Below are 12,750 nucleotides of genomic sequence, written 5' to 3'. Positions count from 1 at the left end.
TTAATTAATTCCAGGGAGCCGTACCTGATACGGTTATTCCCATACTGCGGGCAGTACCTGCCACCATTTTCATGGCTGATTCAACTGTGAATGCATTCAGGTCAGTCATTTTATCTTTTGCTATAGTCTCAACCTGATCCCAGTTTACACTGGCAACTTTTTTACGGTTGGGCTCAGCAGAACCACTTTTTAAACCTGTTACTTCCATTAACTGGATTGCTACAGGAGGGGTTTTGATGATAAATTCGAATGACTTGTCAACATATACAGTAATAACTACAGGCAACACTTTACCAGGTTTATCCTGGGTACGTGCGTTGAACTGCTTGCAAAACTCCATAATATTCACACCTTTTGCACCCAATGCAGGGCCAATTGGTGGAGATGGGTTTGCAGCGCCGCCCTTCACTTGTAGTTTCACCATCGCACCGACTTCTTTTGCCATTTTTTTGTTTACTTTAATTGTTACTCAATGTTAGTAAGTGGAAGCTATGTAACATTCTTTTGTTCTGGTATCAAGTAGTTAGTATCAAGTATCTAGACTTTTTACCTCGTGCTTTTTACCATTATCTTTGTTTAGTATCAAGTAGTTAGTATCAAGTAGTTAGTATCAAGTATCTAGACTTTTTACTGCTACCTTCTCCAATCTTATTCTTTATCAATATTAGTGCTGATCAAATAATCTTGCTACTTGATACTAGCTACTAAGCACTACTCTTTCTCTACCTGCATGTAATTTAATTCAAGCGGCGTACGGCGCCCGAATATTTTTACCATTACCTTCAGTTTCTTTTTCTCTTCGTTAACTTCCTCAATCACACCGCTAAAGCCGTTGAAAGGTCCGTCCATTACTTTCACATTCTCGCCAACATAATAAGGCACATTCATGGTTTCACCCTGTGCTGTCATCTCATCAACCTTACCTAAAATACGGTTAACTTCTGCCTGGCGAAGCGGTATGGCGTTTCCGGCTTTATCACCCAGGAAACCAATAACGCTGTTTATGTTTTTTATTACGTGTTCAATTTCGCCATCAAGTTGGGCTTCCATCAACACATAACCCGGGAAGTAATTACGCTCTTTAGCGATTTTCTTTCCGTCGCGCATCTGGTAATATTTTTCGGTAGGGATTAATATCTGAGGGATTAGGTGTGTTATACCTAAACGGTTTATTTCAGCCTCAATATATGTCTTTACCTTTTTTTCTTTACCACTTATGGCACGTACCACGTACCATTTTAATTGATCGCTCATGTATCTATATATTAACCTAGTGAACTATAAAAACTTCTCAGCAACCAACCAATTAATTGGTCCATACCAAAAACTACCAAAGCGATAATAACCGTTGCCACCAACACCAAAACAGCGCTGCTTTGCAGCTCGCGCCAGGTTGGCCAGGTAACCTTTTCGGTCATCTCGATATATGATTCTTTTATATACTCACCTACGTTAGCCATATCTTATTAATTATGCACGGGAACAAGGATTCGAACCCTGATCAAAGGTTTTGGAGACCTCTATTCTACCGTTGAACTATTCCCGTGTATCCTTTTTTAAAAGCGATGTCTTCATCACTTTTTTATAGTAACAAAGTACTTAGCTGATTTAGCTAAGTACTTTGCTGTATATTAACCTAACTTATTCCCCGCTTTTGGCAGGTCGTAAGGTTTTATTTTACTATCTCAGTTACCTGACCAGCACCTACTGTTCTGCCACCTTCACGGATAGCGAAACGTAAGCCTTTTTCCATCGCGATAGCGTTGATCAATTTTACATTGATTGTAACGTTATCACCTGGCATAACCATTTCAACACCTTCAGCAAGGGTGATTTCACCTGTTACGTCTGTTGTACGGAAATAGAATTGCGGGCGGTATTTGTTGAAGAATGGAGTGTGACGGCCACCTTCTGCTTTTGATAATACGTAAACTTCTGCTTTGAAATCAGTGTGTGGAGTTACTGAACCTGGTTTGCAAATAACCATACCACGACGGATATCAGTTTTTTCAATACCACGTAACAATAAACCTACGTTATCACCAGCTTCGCCACGGTCAAGGATCTTGCGGAACATCTCAACACCAGTACAGGTTGATTTTAAGTTCTCAGCACCCATACCTAAGATATCTACAGGGTCACCAGTATTGATAACACCACGTTCGATACGACCAGTTGCAACAGTACCACGACCAGTGATCGAGAATACGTCCTCAACAGGCATTAAGAAAGGAAGTTCAGTTAAACGTGGAGGAATTGGGATGTAAGCATCAACTGCATTCATCAATTCCATAATTTTTTCAACCCATTGAGGATCGCCGTTAAGGCCACCTAAAGCTGAACCTTGAATAACTGGAATATCATCACCTGGGAAATCATAGAATGATAATAACTCACGGATTTCCATTTCAACTAATTCTAACAATTCAGGATCATCAACCATATCCACTTTGTTCATGAATACAACCAATGAAGGCACACCAACCTGGCGAGCTAAAAGGATGTGTTCACGAGTTTGAGGCATCGGGCCGTCTGTAGCAGCAACAACGATGATAGCACCGTCCATTTGAGCAGCACCAGTAACCATGTTTTTCACATAATCCGCGTGACCTGGACAGTCAACGTGAGCATAGTGACGGTTAGCTGTTGAGTACTCAACGTGAGCAGTGTTGATAGTGATACCACGCTCTTTTTCTTCAGGAGCTGAATCGATTGAATCGAATGAACGAGCTTCTGAAAACCCTTTATCAGATAATACTTTAGTAATAGCTGCGGTAAGGGTTGTTTTACCGTGGTCAACGTGACCGATTGTACCGATGTTTAAGTGCGGTTTACTGCGGTCAAACTTTTCTTTTGCCATGATTTATATTTAATTTTGTAGGTTAATTATACTTTAAAAACTCTCTATTATATACTTTAAATAAAGCGAGCCAACAATGGGATTTGAACCCATGACCTCTTCCTTACCAAGGAAGTGCTCTACCCCTGAGCTACGTCGGCTAATTTTTTGACTTCTGGATTTGGGATTTTTAATTTCGGATCTGCTGTCCTTAATCAACCCTGCCTCTTTTCATCATTTAAGTCCGAAATCGAAATTTCGAAATCCGACATTCCCTTTTTTGAGCGGAAGACGAGGTTCGAACTCGCGACCTATAGCTTGGAAGGCTATCGCTCTACCAACTGAGCTACTTCCGCATTAATGCAGTTTGCAGTTATCAGTTTGCTGTATGCTAATGCTTACTGCTAACCGGTAACTGCCAACTACAAATTGTGGGGGAAGAAGGATTCGAACCTTCGTAGCCGAAGCAACGGATTTACAGTCCGTCCCATTTGACCGCTCTGGTATTCCCCCAGTTGTTATTCCGGACCGACAATGCTCAAAGTTGAAGCTAAACACCGCAATCCGAAAAAACAGAGCCTCCTATCGGGATCGAACCAATGACCTACTGATTACAAGTCAGTCGCTCTACCAGCTGAGCTAAGGAGGCTTAAAAATTCACCTTTATTTCTCCTCTGCTCCATTGCTGGCCATCGGATTTTTACCGGTTAAATTATTAATATCTTTTTTATTTTAAAGAACCAACCCTTTTGTTGAAAATCCGCGTTACGTACCTCTCTAAAAGGGATTGCAAATTTACAAATAAATTATGCCCATCAAAATTTTTTATCAAAAAAAAATCGATGGGTTTAAAGCCATCGATTTTCCTGGAATTGTATCCTATGATTTCGATTAGAAATCGTCCTCATTATCAGCTAAAACCGCATTTTTAACAGCTTCGGCAGCAATAGTTTTCTTCTGTTTATATTTTTCAATTTGTTTGCGCAGGCTCTCAACCGCCAGGTCGGTAGCCTCTTCAAAGCTCTTACATTGTTCTTTCGCGAATAATGCGATGCCCGGAAGCAACAGTTTAATCTCCGTTATCTTATTTGCCTCATCTTCTACGTTTTCCAGTTTCAAATAAACCTCGCCACTAATTATGTGGTCGTGAAAGGTATCCAACTTATCAGTTTTTTTCTGAATAAAATCTAACAATTTCTTGTCTGCGTTAAAACGAATAGATTGCACTGTAATTTTCATAATTCCTCCTTGTTATGCCTTTGGATGGGCTTGTTTATAAATAGACTTCAATCGCTCAACGGAGTTGTGCGTGTAAATTTGGGTTGCGCTAAGGTTAGCATGGCCCAAAAGTTCTTTGATGGCGTTAAGGTCGGCGCCGCGGTTAAGTAAACTTGTTGCAAATGTGTGCCTCAGCACGTGGGGGCTTTTTTTGTTTTGGGTTGATATGTAAGATAAATACTTTTGCACTATTAAATAAATGAGCTTTGGATATGCATCGGCTCCTTTATCTGTAACGAGCAATGTTAGGGAATTGTTATTAAAATTTTGATTTTTCTTTAACTCCAGATACTCGCTTATTAGCAGTTTTAGCTCGTTATTTATAGGTATAATCCTCTGTTTGTTGCGTTTACCTAAAACTTTTACCGTGCCTTCGTAAATATTTATATCGGTTTCTTTTACGCCTAATAATTCGGCCAGGCGCATGCCGGTGCCAAACAGGGTTTCAATCACCAGTTTATCGCGTACGCCTTTAAAATCGTGGCCGAACACCTCGTTATCATCCAGCATTTGTGTAAGCTTTGCATCCTCGACAACTACAGGCAGGTTTTTGGGGCTTTTTGGTGTATTTATTTTTGAGGCCGGATTATGGGTGATGATACCCTCCTGCAATAAAAATTTAAAGTACTTGCGCAGCGTAGCTATTTTGCGGGTGATGGAACGCGCGGTAATATCTTCACTCATCATGGCTACCATCCAGTTGCGGATGAGGTGATGGGTGATCTCTGAAGGGTGTGTAATGGTTTCCTCAGTGGTATTAAGGAAGCGTATGAATTGATCCAGATCTGACTGATAGGCAGATACTGTATGCGGGGAGTACCGTTTTTCGAACTGAATATATTGTATAAAACGGGCTAAAAACATAAAAACTATTTATACATCCAAGAATATGAATGTACAAATAGTTTTAATATATAATTAGCAAAAACTGTAAAATAAATTTACACAGTTTCCGCGTTCATATTTTGCTTGTAGATAGCATGTTTGATTTCATGCCTACGGGTAATCGATTTCTTTTCGAATGCCTGACGGCTACGAAGTTCTCTTAATACACCGGTTTTCTCAAATTTCTTTTTAAAGCGTTTTAATGCTTTATCCAATGATTCGCCGTCTTTTACGTTAATAATGATCATAGTTCCTGAAATACCTCCTTTCGTGGGAGGGCAAAGGTAAATGATTTATTTTGAATATGAAAGAGTTGATTGAGTTTATTTAGTTGATGTGAGTGGTAATGGAATTTTTATTTCGTTGGACCAAATTACATTGTCCATTTTGTTAACCGGAAGCGGAAATAAGTTTCTATTTTCTGCATTATCGATAAATAAATTCATTCCGATTTTTAAAGTCTCATCCCCGACTGATTTTCTTTCTTTAATAATTGGAAGATAAAAAGTTGAGGTGTTTTGTGGTAAAAGAGTTATTGTGTATGGATAATTGCTTTCGCATGGCCTGATTGGTATTTTAAAATACTTGTTAGTCAAATGAAATAATTCATCCCATCCACAAGTCATTGTTATATAGTTTAAAGGTGCATTGGTGTTATTTGAAAACTTTACGGGGATGTAATATACAATGTAGGCTTTTTTAAAAATTACTGTATCGTGTGATTTGCTGATCCTTTGGGGATCAATTGTTAAAGTGTATTCTTTATAGTCAGAATTTGTTAACGATTGCTTCTTTGAAGATTTTGCTTCAAAGAAGAAAACAACCAGTAATATAAATATTAATAAGAGATAAGGCTTTTTCATTGACTAAATATAATGATTTATTTTAGCCAAGTGAATGTTAGCGTGGACGCTAACAAAAAATAAGGGTCAAATGTGGACGCTTGACCCTGCGGCATGTAATTCAATAATATTGAATATTGAACATCGAATACTGAATGCCGAACATCGAAGTAAACCTTCATTATTAAATATTCAGCATTCGATGTTCGTTATTATCAAAATCTACCTTAACACTTCCCTGCTAATTACAATCTTCTGTATCTCGCTTGTCCCCTCGCCTATAGTGCAAAGTTTAGCATCACGGTAATATTTTTCTACCGGGAAATCCTTGGTGTAGCCGTAGCCGCCGAAGATCTGGACTGCTTCGGTAGCCGTTCTAACTGCTACTTCAGATGCGAAGTATTTGGCCATGGCTGATTGTTTGGTTACCGGCAGGTGTTTGTTTTTTAAGTCGGCTGCCTGCATAACTAATAGCTCTGCTGCTTCTATTTCGGTGGCCATATCTGCCAGTTTAAAGGCAATGCCCTGAAAGTTCGCTATCGGCTGACCGAATTGCTTGCGTTCCTTGGCATAAGCAACGGCAGCTTCAAAAGCTCCTTTGGCGATACCTAATGATAAGGCTGCTATGGAGATTCTACCACCATCCAACACCTTCATGGCTTGGGCGAAGCCTTCGCCTTGTTTGCCTAACAAGTTTTCTTTAGGTACGCGGCAGTTGTCGAATATCAGTTCGGTAGTTTCTGAGGCGCGCATGCCTAGTTTGTTCTCCTTTTTACCATGGGTGAAGCCGGGTGTGCCTTTTTCTATCACGATAGCTGAGATGCCTTTTGAATCGCCCTTCTCTCCTGTTCTAACCATCACGACAGCCACATTGCTTGATTTTCCGTGGGTGATCCAGTTTTTTGAGCCGTTTACCACATATTCATCACCATCTAGAACGGCGGTGGTCATCATGCCCATGGCATCGCTGCCGGTATTGGCTTCGGTTAGTCCCCATGCTCCTATCCACTCGGCAGTAGCCAGTTTGGGTAGCCAGCGTTGCTTTTGTTCTTCGTTGGCAAAAGCCATAATGTGGCCGGTACACAGTGAATTATGCGCCGCTACGGATAAGCCTATTGAGCCGCAAACTTTTGCAATCTCTACAATTACACTTACATATTCGTGGTAGCCGAAGCCGGAGCCTCCATATTGCTCGGGCACCATTACGCCCATCATGCCCAGTTCGCCTAAGTGTTTAAAAAGTTCTATCGGGAAGTGTTGCGATTCATCCCACTCCATTACATACGGTTTGATGTATCGTTCGGCAAAATCCTTTGCCATTTGCCCTACCATTTGTTGATTTTCGCTAACAGAAAAATCAATTCCGGAAGGCATGTCAGTTAATAAAGTACTCATGATTTATAATTGGTTACTACAAAGTAACGCATTAAATCACAGCTTAGTTTTATGATTTTATACTTAGAAAGTAGTACAAAATGGTATATGGTATGAAATTAATGTTTAGTTGATTTAAAGTGGGTAATGGTGATTTAAAGTTTGTAAAAATATTTTTGGTGCTTCGTTCCTCAGTAGAGGTATTCTCGTTTTAATGATAGATTCTCGCCCGCTCATTGCCGCGGGGCTACTACTTTTGGTTTGATCCAAAAGGTAGCAAAAGATCAAGACAGAAAAAACCTTCTGCCCGCAAGGCCAGCTCCCGGCCCGGTTTTCTGTCGGGCGTTTGCGCTCTTTAATTTTCGTCTTGATACTTGATACTATCTACTCGATACTACTCCAATATCATCTCCAAAAAGATCAGATCCAACCAGCGGTTGAATTTGAAGCCTACTTCTTTAAACCGGGCAACTTGTGTAAAGCCAAATGTGAGGTGTAATTGCAGACTGATGTCATTCTCACTATCTACACCTGCAATCAGGGCATGCATACCTGCGCTTTTGGCGAGTGATATGATCTCCTGTAATAATATTTTGCTGATGCCTTGTCCACGGTTATCCCTGTGCACATAAAGAGAATGTTCTATCGTGAAACGGTAACATGGCCATACCCTGAACTTGCCATAAGTGGCGAATCCAACCAAAACACCATTCTGCTCGGCGACAATTACAGGGAAGCCTGCTTGTTTACGCTCATTAAACCAGTCGAGGCGCATTTGCAGGGTGTGGGGTTCTTCGCTGTATATGGCTGTTGTGGTTAGGATGATGTCGTTATAGATCTCCAATATGGCGGGGAGGTCCGTTTCCAGAGCATCACGAAGGCTAATGAGTGATTGTTGCATAGCTATGTTAGTGTGATACAAAAATAAAAATACTCAGTGAGCAACCTGTATATCTTTATTGAATTAGTATAATGAAAGCCCTGCCCGGTTGGGCGTTTGGACTTGTCATTCATTACTCTTTTGTCATTCTGAGCAGAGCGAAGAATCTATCGATAGGCATCAGCGCTATGTATAACGGATAGATTCTTCGCTTCGCTCAGAATGACAAACTGGATTAAACTATTTTTTTCACTAAAAAGCTCCCTATCGCCAACACATCAATCTCCGTATTTAGAAAACAAAGGATGGCATCTTCCGGTTTGCAAACGATGGGTTCGTCCATGCGGTTAAAGGAGGTGTTGATCACCATTGGGCAGCCGGTTAGCTGATAGAACGCGTCTATCAGTTTGTAAAAGTCAGGGTGCTGGTTTGAGTTTACGGTTTGCAGCCGGGCTGAATAGTCAAGATGTGTGATGGCGGGGACTATGGAGCGTTCCTGGTTTATTTTTTTGAAGGGGTCTTGTTGATCACCAACTGGCACTTTACGTTTTTCTTCTCTCACTTTTCCGACTAACAGCATGTATGGACTCGGCACGCTGAGATCGAAATATTCATCGGCGTGTTGTTCCAATACTGCCGGAGCGAATGGGCGGAATGACTCGCGGAATTTTATCTTTTTATTAAGGACAGATTGCATGGTGTTGTTACGAGGATCAGCAATGATGCTGCGTGCGCCTAAAGCTCGTGGACCGAATTCCATCCGGCCTTTAAATCTACCAATGACTTTGCCTGATGCTATTTCGTGGGCGATGGCTTTGTATAGCTCATCATCTGTCAACTCTTCAAACTTCAGGTTATGGTTCGTGAGGATTTGCCGGATTTCAGCATCATTATATTCAGGGCCAAGCAGGGCATTATGCATGCTATCTTCAGGCTCAACAATTCTTGGTTGTTTCAGATGCTCATGATAAACCGCTAAGGCCGCTCCCAATGCACCGCCTGCATCGCCTGCGGCGGGTTGTATCCATATATTTTTAAAGCCGGATTGCTTTAGTATTTTGCCGTTGGCTACACAGTTTAACGCTACACCTCCCGCAAGGCAAAGGTTATCTTCCTGATATTGCTGATAAAGGCTGGTAGTTAATTTCAGCATTACATATTCGGTGGCTTGCTGTATGGATGCAGCTATATCCATATGGAATGCGGAGAGTTCGGCTTTGGGTTGGCGGGGTGGACTTTTAAATAGCTGGTCGAATTTATTACCTGTCATGGTTAAGCCCGTGGCGTAGGTAAAATACTTCATGTTCAGCCTGAATGAACCATCCTCTTTTATATCAATCAGTTCTTTTAATATCAAGTCGGTATAAACAGGCTTGCCATAAGGCGCAAGGCCCATTACTTTATATTCATCGCAATTCACCTTAAAACCTAAATAATAGGTAAAAGCAGAATACAGCAAACCTATGGAATGCGGAAAATTGATATGACTAATATTTTCAATAACACTACCATTGCCTTTGCTCACTGATGTTGTGGCCCACTCGCCTACCCCATCAACCGTTAAAATAATGGCTTTATCAAAAGGCGAAGGATAAAATGCCGATGCCGCATGGGATTGATGATGCTCGGTAAACAGTAAATCATGGTTGTTATTTTTCCAATCGGCATCAATTTGCTGCAAGGCCTTGGTGAGCATCTTTTTAAAATAGAGCTTTTCCTTTAGCCATAAAGGCATCGCTTTTAAAAACGACTTTACGCCAAAGGGCGCGAATGCCAGATGGGTTTCCAGCAAACGTTCAAATTTCAAAAATGGCTTTTCGTAATAAACGATGTGATCGACTTGGTTCAGGGTTATCCCGGCTTGTTCAAGACAATACCTGACGCTTTTCTCCGGGAAAGCGGCATCATTTTTTATCCGGGTGAAACGTTCTTCCTGCGCTGCCGATAGTATTTTGCCATCCTGAATTAAGCAGGCGGCACTATCATGATAATAGGCAGAGATCCCGAGGATGTACATCTTCGCTTAAAAAAGAGAGTAGATAAAAGGCGCCAATGCCGAGCCCTGGGCTATCACCAAAAAGGTAGCCAGTAGTACCAACACAATACATAATGGCCAAAGCCAGTAACGCTTGCGTTGTTTTAAAAATCTGAAAAACTCTAATAAAACTTCCATATCATTTATTTAAATCACAAAACAGCCCCCTCTAAATCTCCTCCGGTAGGGGAGACTTTAACTTAATTCTTTTTAAAGTCCTCCCTTCCGGGGAGGGTTGGGTGGGGCTTATTAAAATTGATTCTCCATATTGTTAACTTCCTTTAACGAGGCATCTTCCCAATAGGTATCCTTATTTTTCAACCACTTTATCTTCAAAATATCCTTCCCAAACAAACGCATGATCATCCCCAGCGGGCTTAATATGAAAAAATAAAAAACGGTAAGCAAAACGTAGGTATTAATGATGCTCAGCACATGCCCTATTTTATCCCACACCAACCGCAAAGGGTTTAACAAAACAGGTTTTAGTAACGAAAACAGTAGTAACACTATCGCGATAGCAAAAGCCACCCACCAACCTTGTTTGTGCCTTATAAATATACGAAAAGCAGCTAAAACCAGCAAAGCAATAGCCACGGTGTAGCCAAACTTGCGGTTTTGTTTTATAAGCTCGCGTTCCATCATTTGGCTGAATATTTTGATGCCATATCGGTAAGACCCAACAGTTTATAGTTAGCTGCTAAACGCGCGGTTACCTGCGCATTATGCGGTTGCTTAGCTAAAATAGCCTTATCATCAATAATCTGGGTGAGTATGTTAACCGCTTGCGCCTGTTGTGCCTGCGGTAGATTTTTAATATAGGCAAGCGCCTCGTTCGGCTCGTCGGCACGCAAATACAATTGAAATATATTCACCGCCAACTGATCGTTCGGGTCTAACTGGTATAGTTTTTTGTAGTAGAAGGCCGCTTCATCATAGTTACCCAAAATCGCAGCAATATTTGCGGCATTGCCACAGTATTGCTTTTCGTTTGGAAATTCCAGGTTCATCGCCTTCATTATTCTTAACGCGCCTTCCTTATCGTTGCTGTTTCTATAATAAGCAAACAACTGATCCATCCCATCAGCCCACGTGGCCTGAGCAGATTCTATGCGCGAAGCTAACACCCCACTGAGGCTGGTATCCGGTTTATAATTAGCAGGGATTAGCTGGTTAAACGGCCAGCCTGTTTTAAGGTTGGTGATTTGAATTAACCCGATGAGTGAATCCATTTTGGTGACCGGCATATCTTTCACCAATTGCGCATAGCTGATTTCTTTCTCGGTAGGATCCGCTATTAAATGCTGACTTTGCATAGCCTGAAAAAACGCATCGGACATAATGGAATACCCATGTAAATTAGGATGCAAATGCTCCAATATGGTTTCGTTACCGACGATACCATGGGGCGAGTATTGCTCAAACTCCTTCTTAGTATCTACCAAATGAACTTCCGGAAATTCGGTAGCAAGCTTCCTGATGATGGTATTTATTGCTTCGGGCGCACGGAAGCGGAGTTCATCCAGTTCTTTTGCTTTATCGAAATCCTGCTTGGCGGTAGCATAGTCGGCTTTGGCAAAGGCTTGCTGCCCGGCTTTATAAAAGCCCATTGCCGAATTTGGACCAGTACCATTGCTGATGAAAGGCGGCTGATCTTTCTCGTTGCTTACTACTGTACTTAAAAACGTTGGTATTTTCTCATCGTTTAACAAACGGCAAAGCTCGGTCATGTTTTCATCGTACTGATTAATGCCTGCTTGATAATCGGTAGAATTCAGTTCGATATGCTGGCGTGAGGCCATGCGCTGCATAAGGGTTTGGCGGTCGGCTGCGGTTTTGTGGGACGCAAATACCCCTGATACCTTTTTAATGCAATTATTGAACAACTGCACCACCTTTAAGGTACGCAGCTTAAGCAGGGTTTGCACCAGGAAGCGGTTACTGCCTATATAGCTGGTTGAGCCAACACCCAAAGCACCGTAATACTCGTTATGCCCGGTATAAATCAGTACCGCATCGGGTTGGTATTGTGCAAGTTGTTTACCAAAATCAAGTACGGTATAGGAGTTGACCGCTGTTAATGACAGGTTGATGATCTCGAAGTTTTTATACGGGTACATCCGGTTCAAACGATATTGCAGCCAGCGGTGAAAGGAACCGTTATGAAAATATGGATAACCTATAGTGGTTGATTCGCCAAGTACAAATATGCGGAAGGTATTGGGCGCTTTATCAACCTGAAACAGTTCGGAATTACCTTTAGTGGCGTTAGCGGTATCGGAGAAGAATTTTTCCGACGCATAGCTATTCATCACCATATAGCGATCATCGTACGGATCTTTAATGAACAGATCGGTATTGTGCCCGTAATGAAAAAAACGGAGGACAAACTCCAGCAAAATCAATAGAACAAACGGAAACAGCGTAGCCAGCACTTTAAAAAGCAGCAGTTTTTTACCCTTCGGGGATTTGGTGGTAACCGTAGTCATATTTAGTTTAAATTACCTGTAAAACACAGGGTATTAGTTTAATTGGCTTAAAAATGATGAAGATATTAATTTTAATATTTTATGCACGAAGATTTGGATATTTTTTTTGAAGCGGGAGAGAGTTCCCC

14 protein-coding genes and 5 tRNA genes are annotated in these 12,750 nt (G+C 41.3%); all 19 read right to left on the bottom strand.

Features of this window, described 5'->3' with window-relative positions:
• Window positions 1-4: 4 nt before the first annotated feature.
• The 19 genes from rplK to GSQ74_RS16925 all read right to left on the bottom strand — a co-directional run bounded on the left by rplK (window position 5) and on the right by GSQ74_RS16925 (window position 12,622).
• Window positions 5-445 carry a 50S ribosomal protein L11 gene (gene rplK, locus GSQ74_RS17010; RefSeq protein ID WP_158995426.1) on the bottom strand — a complete coding sequence of 147 codons (441 nt, stop codon included), beginning with the start codon at window positions 443-445 and terminating at the stop codon, window positions 5-7.
• A 266-nt stretch (window positions 446-711) separates the two neighbouring features.
• Window positions 712-1,254, bottom strand: coding sequence for a transcription termination/antitermination protein NusG (gene nusG / locus GSQ74_RS17005; protein WP_158995425.1), 543 nt, complete (start codon window positions 1,252-1,254; stop codon window positions 712-714).
• Between the two features lie 11 nt (window positions 1,255-1,265).
• Window positions 1,266-1,460: a preprotein translocase subunit SecE gene (secE, locus tag GSQ74_RS17000; protein ID WP_158995424.1), complete on the bottom strand. Its 195-nt coding sequence runs from the start codon at window positions 1,458-1,460 to the stop codon at window positions 1,266-1,268.
• A gap of 15 nt (window positions 1,461-1,475) precedes the next feature.
• Window positions 1,476-1,546: transfer RNA gene (locus GSQ74_RS16995), tRNA-Trp, on the bottom strand.
• Window positions 1,547-1,672: 126 nt separating this feature from the next.
• A complete protein-coding gene (gene tuf / locus GSQ74_RS16990) occupies window positions 1,673-2,860 on the bottom strand; it encodes an elongation factor Tu (protein ID WP_158995423.1) in 1,188 nt (395 codons plus the stop codon).
• A gap of 68 nt (window positions 2,861-2,928) precedes the next feature.
• Window positions 2,929-3,000 (bottom strand) — tRNA-Thr (locus tag GSQ74_RS16985).
• A 122-nt stretch (window positions 3,001-3,122) separates the two neighbouring features.
• Window positions 3,123-3,195: transfer RNA gene (locus GSQ74_RS16980), tRNA-Gly, on the bottom strand.
• A 76-nt stretch (window positions 3,196-3,271) separates the two neighbouring features.
• Window positions 3,272-3,352, bottom strand: a tRNA-Tyr gene (locus GSQ74_RS16975).
• Between the two features lie 63 nt (window positions 3,353-3,415).
• Window positions 3,416-3,488: transfer RNA gene (locus GSQ74_RS16970), tRNA-Thr, on the bottom strand.
• A gap of 242 nt (window positions 3,489-3,730) precedes the next feature.
• Window positions 3,731-4,078, bottom strand: coding sequence for a ribosome hibernation-promoting factor, HPF/YfiA family (hpf, locus tag GSQ74_RS16965; RefSeq protein ID WP_158995422.1), 348 nt, complete (start codon window positions 4,076-4,078; stop codon window positions 3,731-3,733).
• Between the two features lie 12 nt (window positions 4,079-4,090).
• Window positions 4,091-4,981: a tyrosine-type recombinase/integrase gene (locus tag GSQ74_RS16960; protein ID WP_158995421.1), complete on the bottom strand. Its 891-nt coding sequence runs from the start codon at window positions 4,979-4,981 to the stop codon at window positions 4,091-4,093.
• A gap of 77 nt (window positions 4,982-5,058) precedes the next feature.
• Window positions 5,059-5,250, bottom strand: coding sequence for a 30S ribosomal protein S21 (rpsU, locus tag GSQ74_RS16955; RefSeq protein WP_158995420.1), 192 nt, complete (start codon window positions 5,248-5,250; stop codon window positions 5,059-5,061).
• A 75-nt stretch (window positions 5,251-5,325) separates the two neighbouring features.
• On the bottom strand, window positions 5,326-5,865 hold the full coding sequence (locus GSQ74_RS16950) for a hypothetical protein (RefSeq protein ID WP_158995419.1): 540 nt from the start codon (window positions 5,863-5,865) through the stop codon (window positions 5,326-5,328).
• 201 nt (window positions 5,866-6,066) lie between these two features.
• Window positions 6,067-7,206 carry an acyl-CoA dehydrogenase family protein gene (locus GSQ74_RS16945; protein ID WP_174236947.1) on the bottom strand — a complete coding sequence of 380 codons (1,140 nt, stop codon included), beginning with the start codon at window positions 7,204-7,206 and terminating at the stop codon, window positions 6,067-6,069.
• Window positions 7,207-7,612: 406 nt separating this feature from the next.
• Entirely contained in the window at window positions 7,613-8,119 is a 507-nt protein-coding gene (locus GSQ74_RS16940) for a GNAT family N-acetyltransferase (protein ID WP_158995417.1), read from the bottom strand.
• Window positions 8,120-8,333: 214 nt separating this feature from the next.
• On the bottom strand, window positions 8,334-10,115 hold the full coding sequence (locus tag GSQ74_RS16935; protein WP_158995416.1) for a carbamoyltransferase: 1,782 nt from the start codon (window positions 10,113-10,115) through the stop codon (window positions 8,334-8,336).
• Between the two features lie 6 nt (window positions 10,116-10,121).
• Window positions 10,122-10,271, bottom strand: a complete 150-nt coding sequence (locus GSQ74_RS22630; RefSeq protein WP_174236938.1) for a DUF5989 family protein — start codon at window positions 10,269-10,271, stop codon at window positions 10,122-10,124.
• A gap of 111 nt (window positions 10,272-10,382) precedes the next feature.
• Complete coding sequence (locus GSQ74_RS16930) at window positions 10,383-10,778, bottom strand: SxtJ family membrane protein (RefSeq protein WP_158995415.1); 396 nt, start codon at window positions 10,776-10,778, stop codon at window positions 10,383-10,385.
• Window positions 10,775-12,622 (bottom strand): SGNH/GDSL hydrolase family protein, encoded by a 1,848-nt coding sequence (locus tag GSQ74_RS16925; RefSeq protein WP_158995414.1) that lies wholly within the window; start codon window positions 12,620-12,622, stop codon window positions 10,775-10,777. The genes GSQ74_RS16930 and GSQ74_RS16925 overlap by 4 nt, the downstream gene beginning before the upstream one ends.
• Between the last annotated feature and the right edge of the window lie 128 nt (window positions 12,623-12,750).

The organism is Mucilaginibacter sp. L196 (assembly GCF_009765905.1).
In the GTDB taxonomy this organism is placed as follows: Bacteria; Bacteroidota; Bacteroidia; order Sphingobacteriales; family Sphingobacteriaceae; genus Mucilaginibacter.
Note: the sequence above shows the minus strand (reverse complement) of the source record. Positions and strands in the feature narration are given on the sequence as shown.